Here is an 18468-nt window from a genome sequence, read left to right on the forward strand (position 1 = left end):
CCTCAGCCCTCCGCTTCGATCTTGTCGGCCAGGGGCGAGATCACCTCGTTCCAGATCGCGTTGCAGATTTCGTTGGCGCTGTAGTCGGACACGACGTCCCAGCCGTCGTTGCCATAGATCAGCTGGAACCAGCCCAGCTTGTCGCCGGCGGCATTGCGGATGACGATCACGTCCTCGTCGGTCGAGAACAGCGCCGCCATGATCTCGGCCTTGTCGGTCGACTTCTTCACCGGGTAGTCTTCCCCGTCGCTGACGGAAATGACATAGCCGCGCTTCAAGCAGCCATCCACCAGGGCGGTGCACATGCGGCGCTCGGCCTTCATGCGTCGAGCCAGCGCGGGGCTGTAGTTGCGGTGATCGGGGTTGGCGGCGTTCGCGATTGCTTCATCGAAGCCGGTCTTGATGGTGGTGGTCATTGGTCTTCTCCGTGGTAGGGTTTGTGACTGGTGTGGGCCGAAGCCCTCACTTGGTGTAGATGCGATAGCTCCCGCTAAAGCGGCTGCCCTGCTTGACCTGGTAGGTCTTGACCGACTTGGAATAGACCCCTTCGAGGCCGGCTTTGCCGAGACGCTTCCCTTCCGCCTTGGTGGCGGCTTCCAGGTCGCGGAGTTCCTCGATCGAGCAGTGCCAGTGGTTGGTGTCGGTGCCGGGTGCCTTGTGCATCTTTGGTCTCCGTGGCAGTAAATCCAAGTAACATCAACAACTTAGACTGTAACCAATCTGGTTACAAGTGGACCACGGAATATTTTGCGGAATATTTGTCGCCTCAAATGATAGGCTGGAACCGGCTCTTGAGGACGTCGGCCGAGATGGCGCGCTTGTCGTCGCCGCTCTGCACCTGGGCCTGGTCGACATTGGCCGGATCGAAGCCGATCACCTTCCAGACGCGCCCCTGGCCGTCGGGCGCCTCGGCGCCGATGTAGGAGGAGACGTCCAGGGGATCGATCTTGCTCGCCTGGAGGCGGTATTGCGCCGGGATCTTGGGATGGCTCCACCCCCCGCCACGCTCCTCCAGCCCGTATTCCAGGACGTCGAGGTTGAGCTCGGTTTTCAACCAAGCCGAGATGTAGCCGCGATGGCACCAATCATCGTCCTTGTGCGGCTGCTCGTAGCAGAGCAGGGCGCAGTCCTTGCCGGCGGACAGGTCTTCGATCTTGGCGACGGTCTTCCTGGCGTCGAGCCTGGCCAGACCATCGAAGAACAGCTGCTTGTAATCGCGGATGCTGGCCGTGTTGAACCAGGAGCCCGGCGCCAGTTCCGGCATCTTGCGATAGCCTGCTTTGTATCCGCGTGGAGTCCCACGCGAAACACCTATTTTTTGAATCGTGTCAGGCAACGTCGTAAACCAGCAGCTCGTGTGGATTTTCATTGTCCGCTCCAAATTACTTTCATGGGTAGGGGACCATGCACCATTTCGAGGGCATGGATCGCGTTGCAGGGCTTGCAGAGTAGTTCCAGGTCGTCGGTCTTGCGGCGTAGCGCAGCAAGCGCCCGATAGAACGTCATGCTCTTGCGAGATTCGACCGTTCCGCCGCCGTTGATATGGTTGATTTCAAGAAGTTCTGTGCGGTCGCAGCCGCATCGCACGCATTGAAGAACTCCCTTTCCGACGAGCAGAATTGCGGTCTGGCGCATCCCTCGCGAATGGCGGGTAGAGTGGCCAGGGTTCTTCGCAATCCATCGCTTGAGGGAGGTCCTTCCGGCGTCGTCCAACTTTCGTGTGCGCGGGACGCGTACATCCTTGATGAAGCTGCACCGAGGGCATGGTTCGTTGATCCAACGACCGTTCGGCTTCCACGCCCAATGGCAATTCTTGCAACGGGCGACTTCTCGAATTTTGGACTTGTGAAACGGCTGATGCTCGCGGCATCCGCAGCTTGTGGTGCGGCCGTGGCGAAGGTTTCCACTCATAGCAATCTTCTCGCCGCCGCAGTCACATTTGGCCCTGAACCGGCGATCCTTCGTTCCAACCGGGATACCGAGGTCTTCGACGACCAGCAGCTTTCCAAACCGCTTGCCGACTATTGGTATGCCCTTCATTGTCTCTTTCCGTGGTAAGGGTTTGGACAGGTCAAAATCATAAACTTGGTGCACTGCCGGAGCAACCAAAATAGCCCTGTTTGTAGCCGTTTTGGTGCGTTGCTCTAGCCGTACATCGGCGCTACGTATGGCTTCTCTCTTGCGCTTCCGAGCGTGATTCCGTGGTAGGTTTCGAGAGGAAGGCCGACCATGGGAAACCTGGTCGGCCTTTGAATTTGCCGGCGCGGCTGGTGGTGTTCGTAGCTGCGCGGCCATACGAGCCAGCTGGTGATCGCCTCGAAGCTCAGCCAGCGCGGCAGGCTCTTGACGTCGCCGAGAGCTGAGCGGCCAGACAGCAGCCCGTCGCCGACATATTCGGGTCCGTCAGCAAAGAAGCGGAAGCGCGTCTTGGCCGGCTCGGCCGACACCCACAAGTCGAGTTCGTCGGCCATCTCGACCCGCTCCATGCTGTCGCGTCGCAGCATCCCGCCGATAAACTCATCGTCCAGCCGGTGAGGCGTGGCCATGTCGAACACCCGGCGCAGGCCGGAATCTATGAGAATGAAACGCAATGGAGTTTCCTTTCGTGGATCCTGTTTGTGATGAGGGGAGCCTTCTCGGCCTCCCAAAGGTCGAGCCACCAGGCGCAGAGTTCGCCCGGGTATCTGCCGTCGGCGAGCCGCCGGCGGGGCCGCCTGATCTCGCGTTCGATCCAGGCGAGCCGGTCCTTGAGGGCGGGCCGGTAGAGCATCGCGCGGAACGCATCCGCGAGTTGCATGTCGACGCCATAGTCGCCGGTCGGGCCGAGCGGGCTCATGTCCGCATGCCACTCCGCCCACATGGCGAGCGCGTCGAGGATGCCTGGAGGTCTGATGGTGTCTGGCTTGTCGAGCATCGGTGGACTCCGTGGTAGGGTAAGAAACGTACAATGTAACCAAAATGGTTACAATAGGGTCAAGCTAAAAGTAATTTCGGCGCCCGTCCTTCCAGAGTTTGACGGTGACCGTGTTGACGTAGGTTCCGGCCTCGGCGAATGAGCCTGGCGGCAGGTCGCGGAATTGCCCCTTCATCTTCTCGATCAGAGCGCGAAAGGCGATCGCCTTCCTGGTCTCGCGGAACTCGGTGCCGGCCGACATGATCGCGGCCAGACAGCCATCAGGCTTGAGGAAGTCGAGCGCATGGACGACATGGTCGATATCGCGCTCCATGTCGAAGGGCGGGTTCATGACGATGCGATCGTAGAGGCCGGTCACCGACGGGCGCAGCGACAGGAAGTCGGTGGCGTACACCTTCCGATAAAGCCCTTGTGCCTGGAGGGCGCCGGCCAGCGCCGGCTGCAGTTCGACGCAATCGACATGGTTGTCGAAGCGGTATTCCTTGCGCCAGCGCTCCATCGCGTCGGCTCGGCCGTAGCCGGAATGGTCGGCAAAGTCCTTGATGCTGGATAGGCAGCGCCGCGCCAGATTGCCGGTGCCGGCGCTCGGCTCGAGGATCGTCAGGCGCGGCTGGTCGGCCGGCTGCGTGAGCGGGATCCCCTTCAAGAGATCGTGCGCTGCGCCGTCGGGCGTCGGGAAAAAGCCAAAATTCCGCGCCGGCGTGGTCTTGCGGTTGCGGAACAGGTCATCCGGCTCCTTGGTCTGGGCGTCGCCGATCACCTCGCCGTAGTATTCCGCGAGCATCTTGTTGACCTTCTCCACCAGGTCGTCGCGGGTGAACCAGAGATGGGCGTTGCCGTTCTTGTAGCCGACCACCTTGAAATACTCGCCGTGATGCTCGGACTGGTGCGGTCCATAGCGACGCTCGTTCCTGATCTGGCCGATGATTCCGCCATAGGCGAGGCCGGGTTTTTTTCCATCGAGGATGCAGAACGTGCGCTCGATGTCCTGCAGCGTGTCGGCGGTGCTGCCGTACGAAAGCCCGCCGGCGAACTCGTTGAATGCGTGGGTCAGGATAACGCGGCCGCCTATTTTGAAGCCGTCATGTGAGCGAAAGCGGCGATCCAGGGAGGAGAAGGCTATGGCGATGCCGCGCCGGAAGATCATCTCGGCCTCTCCGGACCACTTCTGGAGCGTCGCGTAAATGTTGTCGACCGTCACCGGCGGGATGCCTTGCAGGTCGTCGAGGTTGACCAGCTCGCGCGCGTCGCCGCGACCGTGCCGGTAGCTTTCCGGCACCCAGGCCAGGCTGTCGCGCAGTTCGTCCTTGGCCTTGCGGTCCATCAATGCGTCGAGCTCGGTCATCTGCACGAGGTAGTGCCAGCACGAGATGTCGATCAAGCGGACGGCGGTGCGGAAATACTGCTCGCGATCCGGTAGGTTGACGGCTGCGAAGAAGTTCTTCACCTCGTTTGCCTCGCCGCCATAGCGGCTCGATGCGTGTTCGCCGGCGGCCGCCTTCCAGAGGGAGGCAGCTTCGCGCAGCTTGGCGTTGGCCTGGGCGATGTCTTCGAACGAAGCGTGATAGGAGGCCACCGCGGCATCGCGATAGGCGACGATCTGCTCGACGGTGTTGCGGGGGATCAGCGCGTTCATGACGCCACCTCGACCGCTTCGGCGCTGGTGGCGCCGTCGTCGTCCCCCTCGTCGTCCTCGATGACCTCGGCGTCGTGCATATTGGCCGCCAGGGTAGCGAAGTGCATAGCGTCATCGACGCCACACTCCCGGCGCGCGAGGTGCAGCAGGTCCGTGATCAGGTCCTTGATGCAGGTCTTCTCGTCCTCATCTTGCGGGCAGGCCGATTGGAAGGCTTCCAGGGCGGTGCGTGCCCATTCTGCCCGGTCAGCGTTTGTGATGTGGCTTAGCGCGTTCATTGGTCTGGTCTCCGTGGTAGGGAAAAGAATTGCCGCTTAGTCGTGATCGACGCAAAAGCGGATGAAGTGATCGGCCAGCATGAAGCGCCGACCGTTGGAAAGGTCTCTGACCTGAGCGAGATGGCCGCCGACGGCGAACGTGTTCTCATAGCGCCCGTTGCGCACTCGACCGGCCCCGATCTCGCGGGGCAACCAAGCCTCGACGATCAGCTTGCGCGTAAATCGCGGGTCAAGGCGAGTGCTACGGAAGATGGTGCCGATCGGGATGGTCCCGACATGGCGCAGAACGCCGCCGATGGTCTCATAGCGGAAGCGCTGGGGACGGTACTGTCTAAGCATTTCTGGTCTCCGTGGTAGGGGGTTTAGCGGGCGACGGGAACGACCCGCCGCCCTATCGAAAGGGATGGTTTCAGGCCTCGGCCCTTGGCGTCATCGCTCCTCCCTCGCTCGTTTCGCTGAAATCGAAAGCCATGTCGGCTTCTTCGGCCGCGATGGCATCGGCCCTGCGGTCCCTGCATCCAGGGCAAAGCCCGGAATCGTGGAACCGGCAGGGGTCGAGGCATTCGTCGCAGTAGAACATGATCAGGCCGCCTTCATCTGCCAACGCTTGGCATACTTGTCGGCAGCGCGTTCCGGCGACAGGCCAGCATCAAAGAGCGGGCGAGCATCTATCGGGTACGGCAGGCCGCGCGCTTCGGTGAGAGCAACAAACTCAAAGCTCCAGAACGTGAACGGGCTTATCGGGGAAGCCAGCCGCAGCGATTTCAGGATTTCGATCTTCTCTGCCGTGTCGGACGTGATCATCTCTGGTCTCCGTGGTAGGGAAAAACGTTGTAACCACAATAGCTTAGACTGTAACCAATCTGGTTACAAGAGGGCTACGACGAAAAGTCTTCCAGCGGTATGTTGCCTCTATCGTCGACCGCCAGCGCCACCGCCACGTCGCGCACCCATATCGGCTGCGAGCTGAGCATGAAGGTCTCGCCCGTCATGGCCAGGAGGAGAGTGGTTGCCATCACGCTGGCGATCGCCGCAGCAGCATCGGGCGGCACTGCGTTGCCGATGCGCTCGCGCCATGCCGAATCCGACTGGCCGTCCAGCTTGAAGCCGTCCAGGTCGTCGGGGTCGACCAGGCTCTGGAGCGCCGCCAGCTCCAAGGTCGTGAAGGGCCGATGCCATGTGTTGTCGAGTGCGCGGATCACCGCCACCAGGCGATCTGCCGGCTGAGGCAGTTCGAACAGCGGCTCGGCCGCCGTCTCGCGCGGATCGGCCACCGACCAATGGCCGCGATCGTATTTCGCGAAGCCTGGGACTGCGTAGCCAACGCCACCCCACGGAATGACGCCATAGTGCCCGCCGGTTTTATAGTTCTCCCGGTTGGCGTTGAGCCCCACCGGGCGGGGATCGGCCACCGCAAAGGAACCGTTGGTCGGGAAGGACTCGCCCTGCACCGTGCCGCTCGGTTCCTCCCATGCGCGCACGCCGAGCGCTGCGCTGTGCAGATCGTCGGCCGGGCGAGGGTCGGCGACGGCGCCACCGCCGGCGAGGATGCGGCTCGAAGTGACGGTGCGCGCCGGATCCTCCCAGCCCTGCACCGCCAGCTTGCTGCCATGGGCGTTCTCGCCCCAATTCAGCGCCGGGTCAGCGACCGCGAAGGCGCCATTGCCGGTCGTCGACGCGCCGATCACGGCGCCGGCCGCCTCATCAAGGCTGGTGACGCGATACTTCGTCTGCTTGTAGTCATCGCGCTGGGATGGCCTGGGATCGGCGACGGCGAGGCCACCAGCTGGGCCGCCAGGACCGGCGACTGCCGGCGATCGCTCGTCCCATGGCACGATGCGGAAGGTGTTGTTGAAGCGCGGCTTGCCTTCCATGCGTGGATCGGACACGGCGTAGGGACCGGTTCCGACCGAGACGTCGCCCTTCACGCACGCCGCGGTCTGGTCCCATTTGCGCACGCCGAGCTGCACGGATTTCTCGTGGCCGTCGACTCGAGGATCGGCCACCGAGAAGCGGCCTTGTTGTGGCGATCGCTGGCCTCGAACCAGCGACGCCGGTTCCTCCGATGTTCCAACGCCGAGCAGGCCCGATCGGTCATCGGGGAAATTGCTCGGGGTAGGGTCTGCCACAGCGAACGCGCCGTTCGTCGGGCCCGACCTTCCCGCGACCACGCCGGCGGGATCCTGCCAGCGGTTGACGCCAAGCACGCCCGATTGCCATTCGATATCGGGCAGTATCCCGAAATCACGCAGCACGCCGTCGGCCACGGCCAGCTTGTTGAGCGACCTCCAGTCCGAGCCTGCTTCGACGAAGGCCAGGCGCACCCACGTCTTCCATTGCAGCGCCGGCATCCGGTGCATTGGGCCCGCCGTCAGATCGCCCGGGCGCGGCAGTCTCTCGAGGATTTCGCCGACGCCGCGCAGGCGCCGCTTCTCGGGCTCGTAGAGGAACGGCGGCACCTTGGATTCGTGTCGGCCGACCAGGAGGAAGCGCTTGCGGCTCTGTCCGAGGCCGCCCAGCTCGCCGCAATCATGCGTCGTCTCGCGCACCGCATAGCCGTAGGATCGCAACAGCGCGACGATCTGGTCGAGCAGGAACCGGCCGCGCTTGGCGATCCTGGGCACGTTCTCGAACACGATCAACTCGGGCGGATCGTCCTGCCAGGCCTCCAGCATCAACCACACACCGCGCAGCGTGAGCCCGTTGAGAGCCTGGTATTTGTCCGTGATGCTCGACGCTTCCGGCAGCAATCCGGAAAAGCCCTTGCACGGTGCCGAGAGGAACACCGCGTTAGGCCGCTCGCCATGCGCGGCGTTTCGGATATCGGCCGGCGTCGCTTCCCGCCAACCGGCCGGCGGTTCCTTGCCATGGAAAGCCACGAACTGCTCGCGGCTGAACATGTCGAGCATGGTGCCCTGCACCTTCGCTGCCCGGCTGAAATCCCGGATCGAGGCCGGATCGACGTCAACGCCGCCGATGCAGCGCCAGTTGGCGTTGAGGCTGCCGACTCGAGCGTGGCCCTTGTTGAAGCCCTTCGCACCGCCGCCAAGGCCGCAGAACAGGTGGAAATGCCGAAATTCAATCTCGGTGTTTAGGACGTTCAAAGCAGTCTCCCGGTGTCGAGTTTCCAGACGCCATCACCGAGCGGCTCGAATGGGCCGCGCTGCAGCGTCTGTCTGATCTTGGCCTTCCAGTTCGGATTTCGCCCGGCCTTCGGATTGCCGGCCAGTTCGCGGTAGAGGTCGTCCAGCCGCACGGCGTCTCCGGCGTGCTGCATCACCTTCAACACCTCGTCGACCCACGAGCCGATCGAGGCGAAGCCGAAGACCAGCGAGCGCAGCCGCAGCGGCACGAAAGCTCCTGGGATGCCGCTGGCCGCCAGCCGCTCGGCATCCTCGGCGCCATAGGCGCAGAACACCGAAGGCGCGCCGGCGTTGGCCTTGGCGCGCAAGCCGGCGGCATCGTGGAAATGCAGCCGCCCTTCCATGAACAGCAGCGCATCGCAGGCGCGCCACACGCTCTCGTGAAACACCTGGGTTTCGGTGCGAGCGAAGATCAGGGCTATTCCGTGGGCGTGGTCGGCCATACGCCCCATCCAGCGGGCGATGACGTTGTTGCTGTAAGGCGGATTGAGCCACACCCGACCGTGCCAGGGCCGGGCCAGGCCATTGTCAGCGATGGTGTAGTGCTGGCGCGCCATATCCCAAGGGCGATCGAGCGGCGCACATGGATCGAGGTCGAAGCCCTCCGGACCGCCGAGCGCTGCCAGGATCGCGGGAGGCGTCAGCCAGACGTCCGTGCCGGCGGCCGCGGATTGATGCGAGCCGATCGGCATCAGAGCACGTTCTCGGCTCGGTCGAGCAGCGAACCAGCGCGGCGAACAACCCTGCGCTTGGCATCGCCGTAGAACTCGCCGGGTGCGATGGCGGCAATCGCGGCAACCTCGGGGTCGCGCATCCATCGGCGGGTGAAGATGCTGGCGTTCTTCCGCGAGGTCTCGACTATGTCCAGCAGGGAGAAGGCGCCGTCCGCCCATCGCATAAGCGCAAACAGCGTGATCTCGTGCGGTACTTTCGTTGCGGTGGTCTTCATCGTTGATCTCCGTGGTAGGGGATGGTGCCAATTTGGTTGCAAATCTTTCTTGACATAAAGGCGGGGGGGACCTAGCGATTCATGCAGCCTGATTCTTCTATGCGCATCGGGCCGCTCCCCAAATCAGATCGCGTTCTCCACCGGTTCAGGCTTGATGCCGCGCTGAGCGGCGATGAAGCCGACGACGTCGCAGACGCCTTCGCTATCGAGCGTTTCCAAGGTCTGGCGGAACCGCTCGCGAAAGTAGGTCTGGTGCTCGGCGCCGGCGTATTCGGGCAGGCCGAGCGCAGCGACCGAAGCAAGTGCCTGGAGGCGCAGCCCGGTGAAGCCGGACTGCTTGTAAAGATCGTCGGTCATCGTGACCAGGCTCATTGCAGACGTCCTCGCAAAGTTGACGTAACCAATCTGGTTACATTGAACTTATTCGGTTACCTACCCAATGCAAGTAAAAAAGCGAGGCTGCGGGCGTTATGTTTCAAGGCGTTGTGCCGAAGGAATGCATCGCGCAGATCCTTCGCGTTTCCGAGGTCGACACCTGGGGCAGGGTCTACAACTGCTGCTCGGGAACGTTCCGGTTCGAGCAGATCACGCTCGCCACGTTCCCTGGTGTCGAGATGCACTCGAACGACGTCAGCCTCTACTCCTCGGCGATTGCCGGCTTCGTGCTCGGCAAGCCGCTCGATTACGAGTTCCACGGTGAGCTCGACTTCGTCAACGAGCACGATTTTCGCGAGCCGGACCAGCGCCTGGCAGCGCTCGCCGTCGCCTTCAATCTCGGCCGCTTCGCCGGCGGCAAGGCTAACGCCTACAAGACCGGCCACAAGCAGCACCTGATCGGCAACTTCGGCTCGTATGTCGAACGCACCCTGGACAAGGTGCGCAAGCTTCCCGGCCTCATCCCGATCGCCAGCTATTCGCCGCGCGACTGGCTGCTCCACATGGAGGAGGCGATCGAGCGCAAGGCCGCCGTATTCAGCTATCCGCCGTTTTTCAAGAACGGTTACGAAAAGATGTTCGAGTTCCTCGCCGAGAACATCAAGTGGGACGCTCCGCGCTACGAGATCTTCGATCCCAAAAACCTGCGCGGCATCATCGAACGTGTCAGGCAGGCCGGCGTGCCGTATTGCATCCTCTCCGACCAGGTCTACGACGATCTCAAGCCAGAGCTCGAGTTCATCTCCGGGCGCGGCAAGCCGCATTTCTGCTACGTCTCGACTGGAAAATCTTCCTATCTGCAGTTGGTGCCGCGTCAGGCGCCGTTCCAGTATCGCCCGATCGACGTTGCCAGGATCAAGCCGGATTCGGTGGTGACCATTGCCCGCGCCGACGCGGCGCAGATGACGTTCCTCAAAAACGTCTACCTCAAAAAGGGCATCGTCCACACGCCGGGCATGGCGAATTACCTGGTCCTGGTGGACGAGATGCTGGTCGGCGGGCTGATCTACACGCTGCCGAAATTCGGCGAAAAGGCCTCGATCTACCTGCTTTCGGACTTCGCCATCTCGCGTGAGGGCCGGCTATCGAAGCTGGTGACCAGGCTTGCCTGCAACGCAGAGGTTCTGCGCGATCTCGGCAAGCGCTTCATCAACCGATACGCCGAGGTCAAGACCACGGCATTTTCGGAAAACCCGGTCTCGATGAAGTATCGCGGCATCTTCGAACTGTCCAAGCGTGAGGAGAAGAACGGTCCGGAGGGCCGCTTCATGCTGAATTACGTCGGCGCCCGACGAGAGGAGACGCTGCAGCAAGCGTTCGAGTGGTGGTATGGCAAGCAGTTCCGGCCGGCAAAAGCCGTCGAAGCCTGACGACAAGGCGCAACCCGCACCGGCCGTCGACTGGAAGGCGCTCGATATCGAGGCAAGGCGCGTCGATCCGGCAGCGCTCAAGCGCCGCGAAAAGAACGCGCACTACATGGCGCCGGCGATGTTCAAGCGCCTGGTCGACAATGTCCGCATCGACGGCAAGCTGACCACGACCGTCCTGGTATGCCAGAACGCCGACGGCTCGCTCGAGATCCTGTCTGGTCATCACCGCACCGCGGCCGCCATCGAGGCCGGCCTGCTCCTGGTCGACGCGCTCGTCATCACCACGCCGCTGACCGAAAAGCGCAAGGTCGCGATCCAGCTCAGCCACAATTCGATCAACGGCGAGGACGACCGCTCGCTGCTGGCCGAGCTTTACGCCTCGCTCGATATCGACGCCAAGAAGTTCTCCGGCCTCGACGACAGCGTTCTTTCCGTCGGCAAGGGCCTCACGGCCGCGGCACTCGGCGGCGCCAACATCAAATACGACGAGCTGTTGTTCGCCTTCCTGCCGGAAGACCGCATCAAGTTCGAGATCGAAATCGAGGCCCTGGCCAAAAGGGCGAAGCGCTTCCGCATCCATGCAGCGCCGCAATCCGTGTTCGACGGCTTTTTCGACGCCATCGTGCGCACCAAGCACCAGCTCAACATCGTCAATTCAGGCATCGCGCTTTCGGTGATGGCGCGCCTGGCCGAAGAACGCCTCGATCAACTCGAGGCCGAGCAACAGGACAAGACAGATGCAGCGTGACATACGGCCGGTGGCCGTGACGTTTCCGGACGGTGTCCGATCAGTGCCCGCGCACAGCGAGCCGCTCCAGCCCTTCTCGTACTCAACCGGACCCTTGCCGCCAATCCAGCGGCTCGTCCCGGTCGATATGCCAGGCTGGCTGTTTTCGCAGATCATCACTGGCGAATGGATCGCCATCAAGACATTGGTCGACGCCGATGCGTGATCTGCGTAGCTCAACATCGTCGGTCACGTTGATCTCGATGGCAAAGCAGGCCGGCGTATTCAAGCGCTCGCGTGTCAACCCGAAGGCCGTGTTCCCGGCCCTTCCGGTCACAAGCGTCCTGGTGGTGGATCCGCGCATCCATGACGTTCCGCATCTCCCGGCATTGGGATTGGGGGAGCAAAAAAATGCGGCGGCTGTTGCACAATTTGCACATTCGCGCCCACGAGTTGCGTCGTGATCCGGACCAGATCAACGGTGACGACCGCAAAGCCGGCGGCAAAGGCCAAGGCGAAAGCCAAGCCCGAGCCGGTCAAGGCCGCCGCTCCGCCGCCTGTTTCCGCTCCGGTGAAGGCCAAAAAAAAGCCGGCGCCAAAGCGCAAGGCCGGCAAGGGCAAACGGCGTGCTGCGCCAAAGCCGGCACCGGCGCCCAAGCCGCAGCCGAAAGCGAAGCCCGAGCCCAAGGCTGAAAAGCCCAACGCCGGCGGCGCCACGCCGAAGCTGACAGCCGGCGATGTGCCGCGCGTCATTGCGATCATGCGCGCCAACGGCGGCATCAAGACGGCCGCCGCCGAGAAGCTGAATGTCAGCCGACGCACGCTGTACAATTTCCTCGACGAGCATCCCGAGGTGAAGGAAGCCGCTGCCGAGATCGATGAGGAGCTGCTCGACATTGCCGAGGGCCGCGTCGTCCAGGCGATCAGCGCCGGCGAGATGCAGACCGTGCGCTGGTATCTCGAAATGAAGGGCAAGGGCCGGGGCTTTGTGCGCCGCGTCGAGAACACCGGCAAGGATGGCGGACCTGTCGAAACCCGCGCCGCGCCTGATCTGTCCGGCTATTCCGAGCAAGAGCTGGCGCAGCTGGTGGCGGTCGAGGAGGCACGGCAGAAGCGCGAAGCGGGCGCACGCCCGGGCAAATAATGTCGCGGCCCGGGGCGGAAGTCCGGCCGACGCTGGACGAGTTGCGCATTGAGCTCGACCGCCGCGCCTGCGAACGCTCGCTGTCCGAGTTCGTCAAGCGCGCCTGGCATGTGCTCGAGCCCGGCCAGCCCTACAGCCATGGCTGGCATATCGACGCCATCGCCGAGCACCTAGAGGCGGTCAGCGCCGGGGAAATCCTGCGGCTGCTCATGAACGTGCCGCCCGGCACGATGAAGTCGCTGCTTTCCGGCGTGTTCTTTCCGGCCTGGGAGTGGGGCCCGCAGGACAAGCCGCATCTGCGGTTCATGGGCACGTCCTACAAGGACTCGCTCGCCATCCGCGACAACGTCAAGACGCGCCGGCTGATCCAGTCGCAATGGTATCAGGATCGGTGGGGCGCCGGCTTCGCCATGATTGGCGACCAGAACACCAAGACCAAGTTCGAGAACGACAAGACCGGCTTTCGCGAGGCGATGGCGTTCAACTCGATGACCGGCTCGCGCGGCGACCGCGTGCTGCTCGACGATCCGCTGTCCGTCCAGATGGCGAAGTCCGACACCGAGCGCGAGACGGCCAACGACACGTTTCATGAATCGCTGCCGACCCGCCTCAACAACCCGGACACGTCGGCCATCATCGTCATCATGCAGCGCCTGCATGAAACGGACGTGTCGGGCACGATCCTGGCCGGCGACTACGGCTACGAGCACCTCATGCTCCCGATGGAGTTCGAGCCCGAGCGCAAATGCTACACCTCGATCGGCTTCGAGGATCCGCGAAAAGTCGACGGCGAACTGCTGTTCGAGGCCAGGTTTTCCCGCACCGTCGTCGACCGCGACAAGAAGATCATGGGCAGCTACGCCTCTGCCGGGCAGTTCCAGCAACGCCCGGCGCCACGCGAAGGCGGCATGTTCCACCGCGAGTGGTTCGACAGCATCCGCGCGATACCGGCGGGAACACGCTTCTGCCGCGGCTGGGACATGGCGGCCAGCGACGAGAAGGACTCGGCCTACAGCGCCGGCGTCAAGATCGGCGCGATGCCGGATGGCCGCTTTGTCATAGCGCACGCCACGCGCGGCCAGCTGCTCGCCGGCGGCGTCGAGAAGTTGATCAAGACCACGGCGGCGGCCGACAAGGCGCAGCACGGCGGCAACATCATGATTTCGCTGCCGCAGGATCCCGGCCAGGCCGGCAAGGCCCAGGTCGGCTACTACGTCAAGCAGCTGGCCGGCTACAACGTGCGCAAGTCGCCTGAATCGGGCGACAAGATCACGCGGGCCGAGCCGCTGTCGGCCCAGGCCGAGGCCGGCAACGTCGTCATTTTGCGTACCGGAGATACGGCCAAGGACGCCTGGATAGAGCCGTATCTCGACGAAATCTGCATGTTCCCCAACAGCAAATTCAAGGATCAGACCGATGCGTCGAGTCGCGCCTTCAATGAGCTGGCGACGCGCAAGAAAGAAACCAAGACCAGCTTCGCGGACATGCACTGATGGCTAACAACGTCGACAACCACCATCCCGACTACGATGTTCGTGTCGAGGAATGGGCGCTGATGCGCGACGCCGCGCGTGGCGAAACCGCGGTCAAGCAAGCCGACACGACCTATCTGCCGATGCCGTCCGGCTTCACCAAGCGCATCGACAAGGGCGTGGCACTCTATGGCGCCTACCAGATGCGGGCACAGTTTCCCGAGATTGTCGGCCCCACGATCGGCGGCATGGTCGGCGTCATCCATCGCGTCGAAATCCAGGTCGAAATGCCGACGGCCATGGATCCGCTTTGGGAAAAGGCCACAGCCGACGGCATGCCGCTCGAGGCGCTTGCGGCCAAGATCACCGGCGAGATCCTCACCACCGGTCGCTATGCGCTTCTCGCCAGCGCGCCAAGCGCCGGCGGCGAGCCCTACATCTCGACCTACTGCACCGAGGCGCTGATCAACTGGTCGGAAGCGCGCGACTTCTACGTGCTGGACGAGTCAGGCCTGGTCCGCGACGGCTTCGATTGGGTCGAAGACAAGCAATATCGCGTTCTCGAACTCGTTGACGGCAAATACCAGGTGACGGTCTATACCGGCGATACGCTGGCGGCCGGCGATCCTCTCATCCCGACAGCCAAGGGCGGCAAGCCGCTGGAAGAGATCCCGCTGGTCGTCGTTGGACCGCGTGACCTGTCGCCGAGCCCCGAAACGCCGCCGCTGATCGGCGTGGCGCGCGCCGCGGTCAACATGTACCAGCTCTCGGCCGACTACCGCTGGCAGCTGTTCATGACCGGCCAGGAAACGCTGTTCATCATCAACGCCGACGAGCCAGAAATGGTCGGCGCCGGCGTGGTCGTCTCGCTCAAGGCCGATAGCGAGCAGACGCCCGATGCGAAATATGTCGGTCCGGCGGGTGTCGGCATCGATGCGCACAAGGTGGCGATCACCGACGAGCGCGACGCCGCAGCGGCAGCCGGCGCCAAACTGTTCGATACAGCGTCCCAGGCGCAGGAATCGGGTGACGCCAGGCGGCTTCGCTTTGCGGCGCAGACCGCGACGCTGGTCACCATTGCCCAGGCTTCGTCCAAGGCGCTGGAACAGGTGCTGCGCCACATCGCCATCATGAAGGGGCTCGACCCGACGAAGGTCATCGTCAAGCCGAACCTGTCGTTCATCGATAGCACGCTGACGCCGGCCGAAGTCGTCCAGGTCATCCAGGGCTGGCAGGACGGCGGCTACAGCTACGAGACCATGTACGAGCGGCTGCAGAAGGGCGAGGCGGTCAATGCCGACCGCACCGCCGAGGAAGAACGCAAGCTCATCGACGAGGAAGACGCAGCGAGCGCCGCCTCGCAGGAGGAGCTTGGCATCCTGCCGGTGCCTGCGGTTCCTGGCCCGGCGCCTAAGCCTGGCGATCCCGCCAATCCCGTACCGCAGCCGGTTCCTGTCGCGTGAGGGCAAAAGTCCGCATCGCCCGCGAGGTGCTCGAGCGCGACCTGTGGCCCGACAAACGCTGCAAATTGCGCATCGTCGGCGCGACCTACGACCCGAAAATTTCCAGCGTCATCCTGGAGGTCGAAGGCGAAGGGCTGCCGGAGGGCCGGTATCTCAGGCTCATGTCACGCACCTTCACCGAAACGGAGTTCAAGCCGCTGTGACGTTGTTTCGTGAGTGTTTCCGGCATCTCGGCCAGGTCGAGCGCCGGCGTATTCCGCCGACACCGCGCGAGCACATGCGGCTGCACCGCCTGGAGCGGCCCGAGCCGTGGCCGAGCGAACTCGTCGAGGCGATGCGCGCCGGCCCGCCGGACAACTGGTATCCCGACTATGCCGCGTTCACCCGGCGGCTGAGCGACTTTCTCCTGCTTCCGCAGGAAAACCTGGTCGTCGGCGCCGGGATCGAGGACTTCATTCGCAGCCTCATCCTGCTGTGCTGCGATCCTGGTGACGGATTTGCCTTCACCTGGCCGACATGCGCCATGTTCGACGTCTACTCGGAGGTCTTCAAGGCAAGGCCGGTGCGCATCGTCACGGAGCCGAAACGACTTCTGTCGGTGCACGACGTCACCGACAAGATCGACAGCGGCGTGCGGTTGCTGATCCTGCCCAACCCGGGCCAGCCGGTCGAGACCTATTTCTGCCTGGCGGAACTGAGGCACATTGCCGAGCGCTGCGCCAATGTCGGCGCGGTGTTCGCCATCGACGAGGCCTATCTCGGCTTTGGCGCCGAGACAGCGCTGCCGCTGGTCGACGACTTCGAAAACGTGGTCATCCTGCGCACCTTCTCGAAAGCATTCGGCGGTGCCGCCCTTCGCGTCGGCTACGCCATCGGCCAGCCCTCGGTGATCCGGCCGCTCAACGCCATCCGCGAATCCGGCGAGATCGCCGGGCCGTCACTGCACGGCGCGACCGTTCTGATGGACATGTGGCAGAGCTACGTCTTGCCTGGCATCGAGGATGTCTGCCGCGGCCGCGACTGGCTACGCGACACGCTGCTCGCGGCCGAGTTCGATGCGCGCGGCTGGTACGCAAACCACGTGCTGATCGGCCTTGGCAACCGCGCCTCGACCGTCGCGACCCGGCTCCAGGAACGAGGTGTGCACGTGAAGGCGAACTTTCCGGCGCCGCTCGATGGTCACCTGCTCGTCACCTGCGGCTCGGTGCTGCTGATGCAGCGGTTTTACCAGGCTTTTCAGGGGGCGTTGTGATGGACGGCGTCTTCTCTGAGACCATCGACGGCAAGCTCCAGCTCATCGGCGATTGGCAGATGGTCTATCGCCAGAACGACGACCCCTGGGACCAGTCTGGCCGCACCGGACCCATGGCGCCCTACTATGCGACGAGCCGGATCCGTCTGGTGGAAGCGCTGGAGCGGCTCGGCCCGTTCATCGGCGGCATGGAAATCGGCTGCGGTCACGGCTACCTGACCAGGATGCTCACCAGCGCGCTCTGCCCTGTCGCTGGCATCGACATCAGCGAGGCGGCGGTGGCGCAGGCCCGCGCTCTGCACCCGGGCATGATCTTTGCGCAGGGCGACATCACCGCCGACGGTTTTAACGCGGGCCCGTATGATTTCGTCATCCTGGCACAGTGCCTCTGGTACGTGCTGCACCGCTTCGACGTCACCATCGCCAATTGCCTCAACGCGCTGCCGGTCGGCGGCCTGCTGGTCATATCGCAGGCCTTCCTGCACGGCGAACAGCGCTATGGCGCCGAGATCGCCAAAGGCTTCACCGGCGCGCTGCGCCTGTTCATGGCGAATGATCGGCTGCAGCTGATCCACGCCAATCTCGACGACAGCGGGCGCCATGTGCACCGCGACGGGCTCATGATTTTCAGGAAGGTTTCATGATGGGACTGCAGATCAACACCGAGGAAATCGACGCCGTCCTGTCGCAGAACGAAGACGTCGAAGGCGTCATCATCTTTCGCGATGGCGAGAGGGTCTATCTCAGCCATTCCGATCCGGCGCCAGGCGTAGAGTTCGACAGTTACACGATCCGCAACGGCACCGCCCGCGTGAACTGGCGCAAAGCTTCCTGATGAACGCCAACGACGCCACGCTGCGGAACCTGGCGCGCAAGGCCACCTTCGTCGATCACGTCCAGATGATCGGGCCCGTCCCGTTATTCTCGTTCATCGAGATCAACCCGACCGAGCTCTGCAACCGGGCTTGCGTCTTCTGTCCGCGCGTCGACGAGGGAGCCTATCCGAACCAGCGCCTGCACATGGCGATGCCGCTGGCGGAGAAGATCGCCTCCGACCTGCAGGAACTCGAGTATCAGGGCACGGTCCACATCTGCGGCTTCGGCGAGCCGCTGCTGCATCCACGCATCGTCGAGATGGTGCGCGCCTTCGCCAACTTCCGTGTCGAGCTCACCACCAATGGCGACCGGCTCAATCCGAGACTGGTCCGCGAGCTGGTAGCCGCCGGCTGCGATTACATCTGCGTCTCGATGTATGACGGTCCGCACCAGATCCCGCATTTCGAGGCGATCTTTGCCGAGGCCGGCTCGAGCGAGTTCATCCTGCGCGATCGCTGGCAGCCGGAGGAGGAGAATTTCGGCCTGTCACACCTGACCAACCGGGCGGGCACGATCAACGTTGGGGTGCAGAAGCCGATCGACGCGGCGCGGCCATGCTTCTACCCGTCCTACCAGCTGATGCTCGACTGGAACGGCGACGTGCTGCTGTGCCCGCAGGACTGGCACAAGCGCGTGCGGTTCGGCTCGGCCGCCACCGAGCACCTGCTCGACATCTGGACCTCGCCGGCGATGCGCAAGCGCCGCCAACAGCTGCTGCGTGGTCGCGATGGCCTGTCGCCCTGCGGCGGCTGCAACAGCGATGGCTGCAAGCACGGATCGGAACACGCCTCGGCCTGGCAAGGCTGAGC

At 63.5% G+C, this 18468-nt stretch carries 26 protein-coding genes; 12 read left to right on the forward strand and 14 right to left on the reverse strand.

What is annotated here, in order from left to right; translation table 11 throughout:
- Window positions 1-2 precede the first annotated feature (2 nt).
- The 14 genes from NKJ75_RS06480 to NKJ75_RS06545 form a co-directional block, all read right to left on the reverse strand.
- Window positions 3-416, reverse strand: a complete 414-nt coding sequence (locus NKJ75_RS06480) for a hypothetical protein (protein ID WP_352499413.1) — start codon at window positions 414-416, stop codon at window positions 3-5.
- A gap of 46 nt (window positions 417-462) precedes the next feature.
- Window positions 463-663 (reverse strand): hypothetical protein, encoded by a 201-nt coding sequence (locus NKJ75_RS06485; RefSeq protein ID WP_352499414.1) that lies wholly within the window; start codon window positions 661-663, stop codon window positions 463-465.
- A gap of 103 nt (window positions 664-766) precedes the next feature.
- Window positions 767-1369 carry a DUF488 family protein, N3 subclade gene (locus tag NKJ75_RS06490; RefSeq protein WP_502903835.1) on the reverse strand — a complete coding sequence of 201 codons (603 nt, stop codon included), beginning with the start codon at window positions 1367-1369 and terminating at the stop codon, window positions 767-769.
- Entirely contained in the window at window positions 1366-2040 is a 675-nt protein-coding gene (locus NKJ75_RS06495) for a hypothetical protein (RefSeq protein ID WP_352499416.1), read from the reverse strand. Before NKJ75_RS06495 ends, NKJ75_RS06490 begins: the two co-directional genes overlap by 4 nt.
- 104 nt (window positions 2041-2144) lie before the next feature.
- Window positions 2145-2591, reverse strand: coding sequence for a hypothetical protein (locus NKJ75_RS06500; RefSeq protein WP_352499417.1), 447 nt, complete (start codon window positions 2589-2591; stop codon window positions 2145-2147).
- Window positions 2573-2914, reverse strand: a complete 342-nt coding sequence (locus NKJ75_RS06505; RefSeq protein WP_352499418.1) for a hypothetical protein — start codon at window positions 2912-2914, stop codon at window positions 2573-2575. The genes NKJ75_RS06500 and NKJ75_RS06505 overlap by 19 nt, the downstream gene beginning before the upstream one ends.
- Before the next feature lie 64 nt (window positions 2915-2978).
- A complete protein-coding gene (locus NKJ75_RS06510; protein ID WP_352499419.1) occupies window positions 2979-4550 on the reverse strand; it encodes a DUF4942 domain-containing protein in 1572 nt (523 codons plus the stop codon).
- Entirely contained in the window at window positions 4547-4828 is a 282-nt protein-coding gene (locus NKJ75_RS06515; RefSeq protein ID WP_352499420.1) for a hypothetical protein, read from the reverse strand. Before NKJ75_RS06515 ends, NKJ75_RS06510 begins: the two co-directional genes overlap by 4 nt.
- Window positions 4829-4864: 36 nt before the next feature.
- Window positions 4865-5167, reverse strand: coding sequence for a hypothetical protein (locus NKJ75_RS06520; protein WP_352499421.1), 303 nt, complete (start codon window positions 5165-5167; stop codon window positions 4865-4867).
- Between the two features lie 243 nt (window positions 5168-5410).
- Window positions 5411-5632: a hypothetical protein gene (locus NKJ75_RS06525; RefSeq protein ID WP_352499422.1), complete on the reverse strand. Its 222-nt coding sequence runs from the start codon at window positions 5630-5632 to the stop codon at window positions 5411-5413.
- Window positions 5633-5706: 74 nt separating this feature from the next.
- The gene (locus tag NKJ75_RS06530) at window positions 5707-7932 is read right to left on the reverse strand and encodes a DNA cytosine methyltransferase (protein ID WP_352499423.1); all 2226 of its coding nucleotides are present in this window, start codon (window positions 7930-7932) and stop codon (window positions 5707-5709) included.
- The gene (locus tag NKJ75_RS06535; protein ID WP_352499424.1) at window positions 7929-8663 is read right to left on the reverse strand and encodes a DNA N-6-adenine-methyltransferase; all 735 of its coding nucleotides are present in this window, start codon (window positions 8661-8663) and stop codon (window positions 7929-7931) included. The genes NKJ75_RS06530 and NKJ75_RS06535 overlap by 4 nt, the downstream gene beginning before the upstream one ends.
- Window positions 8663-8920, reverse strand: coding sequence for a hypothetical protein (locus NKJ75_RS06540; protein ID WP_352499425.1), 258 nt, complete (start codon window positions 8918-8920; stop codon window positions 8663-8665). Before NKJ75_RS06540 ends, NKJ75_RS06535 begins: the two co-directional genes overlap by 1 nt.
- 123 nt (window positions 8921-9043) lie before the next feature.
- Window positions 9044-9292, reverse strand: coding sequence for a hypothetical protein (locus NKJ75_RS06545; protein WP_352499426.1), 249 nt, complete (start codon window positions 9290-9292; stop codon window positions 9044-9046).
- A gap of 98 nt (window positions 9293-9390) precedes the next feature.
- On the opposite strand from NKJ75_RS06545, the gene NKJ75_RS06550 reads away from it, so the two are divergent.
- Genes NKJ75_RS06550 through NKJ75_RS06605 form a run of 12 tightly spaced genes read left to right on the forward strand, consistent with a single transcriptional unit; the run spans window position 9391 to window position 18466 of the window.
- The gene (locus NKJ75_RS06550) at window positions 9391-10725 is read left to right on the forward strand and encodes a GNAT-like putative antirestriction protein (protein ID WP_352499427.1); all 1335 of its coding nucleotides are present in this window, start codon (window positions 9391-9393) and stop codon (window positions 10723-10725) included.
- Window positions 10685-11473, forward strand: coding sequence for a ParB/RepB/Spo0J family partition protein (locus tag NKJ75_RS06555; RefSeq protein ID WP_352499428.1), 789 nt, complete (start codon window positions 10685-10687; stop codon window positions 11471-11473). The genes NKJ75_RS06550 and NKJ75_RS06555 overlap by 41 nt, the downstream gene beginning before the upstream one ends.
- Window positions 11463-11678, forward strand: coding sequence for a hypothetical protein (locus NKJ75_RS06560; RefSeq protein WP_352499429.1), 216 nt, complete (start codon window positions 11463-11465; stop codon window positions 11676-11678). Before NKJ75_RS06555 ends, NKJ75_RS06560 begins: the two co-directional genes overlap by 11 nt.
- The gene (locus tag NKJ75_RS06565) at window positions 11671-11916 is read left to right on the forward strand and encodes a hypothetical protein (protein WP_352499430.1); all 246 of its coding nucleotides are present in this window, start codon (window positions 11671-11673) and stop codon (window positions 11914-11916) included. The genes NKJ75_RS06560 and NKJ75_RS06565 overlap by 8 nt, the downstream gene beginning before the upstream one ends.
- Window positions 11913-12596: a helix-turn-helix domain-containing protein gene (locus tag NKJ75_RS06570; RefSeq protein ID WP_352499431.1), complete on the forward strand. Its 684-nt coding sequence runs from the start codon at window positions 11913-11915 to the stop codon at window positions 12594-12596. Before NKJ75_RS06565 ends, NKJ75_RS06570 begins: the two co-directional genes overlap by 4 nt.
- Window positions 12596-14089: a phage terminase large subunit gene (gene terL, locus NKJ75_RS06575; RefSeq protein ID WP_352499432.1), complete on the forward strand. Its 1494-nt coding sequence runs from the start codon at window positions 12596-12598 to the stop codon at window positions 14087-14089. Before NKJ75_RS06570 ends, terL begins: the two co-directional genes overlap by 1 nt.
- Entirely contained in the window at window positions 14089-15531 is a 1443-nt protein-coding gene (locus NKJ75_RS06580; protein ID WP_352499433.1) for a DUF4055 domain-containing protein, read from the forward strand. Before terL ends, NKJ75_RS06580 begins: the two co-directional genes overlap by 1 nt.
- Window positions 15528-15734: a hypothetical protein gene (locus NKJ75_RS06585; RefSeq protein WP_352499434.1), complete on the forward strand. Its 207-nt coding sequence runs from the start codon at window positions 15528-15530 to the stop codon at window positions 15732-15734. Before NKJ75_RS06580 ends, NKJ75_RS06585 begins: the two co-directional genes overlap by 4 nt.
- Window positions 15731-16783 (forward strand): pyridoxal phosphate-dependent aminotransferase, encoded by a 1053-nt coding sequence (locus NKJ75_RS06590; RefSeq protein WP_352499435.1) that lies wholly within the window; start codon window positions 15731-15733, stop codon window positions 16781-16783. Before NKJ75_RS06585 ends, NKJ75_RS06590 begins: the two co-directional genes overlap by 4 nt.
- Window positions 16783-17427 (forward strand): class I SAM-dependent methyltransferase, encoded by a 645-nt coding sequence (locus NKJ75_RS06595; RefSeq protein ID WP_352499436.1) that lies wholly within the window; start codon window positions 16783-16785, stop codon window positions 17425-17427. The genes NKJ75_RS06590 and NKJ75_RS06595 overlap by 1 nt, the downstream gene beginning before the upstream one ends.
- Window positions 17424-17618 carry a hypothetical protein gene (locus tag NKJ75_RS06600; RefSeq protein ID WP_352499437.1) on the forward strand — a complete coding sequence of 65 codons (195 nt, stop codon included), beginning with the start codon at window positions 17424-17426 and terminating at the stop codon, window positions 17616-17618. The genes NKJ75_RS06595 and NKJ75_RS06600 overlap by 4 nt, the downstream gene beginning before the upstream one ends.
- Complete coding sequence (locus tag NKJ75_RS06605; RefSeq protein ID WP_352499438.1) at window positions 17618-18466, forward strand: radical SAM/SPASM domain-containing protein; 849 nt, start codon at window positions 17618-17620, stop codon at window positions 18464-18466. Before NKJ75_RS06600 ends, NKJ75_RS06605 begins: the two co-directional genes overlap by 1 nt.
- Window positions 18467-18468: the final 2 nt, after the last annotated feature.

This window comes from Mesorhizobium sp. M0058, assembly GCF_040323095.1.
Classification (GTDB): Bacteria; Pseudomonadota; Alphaproteobacteria; order Rhizobiales; family Rhizobiaceae; genus Mesorhizobium.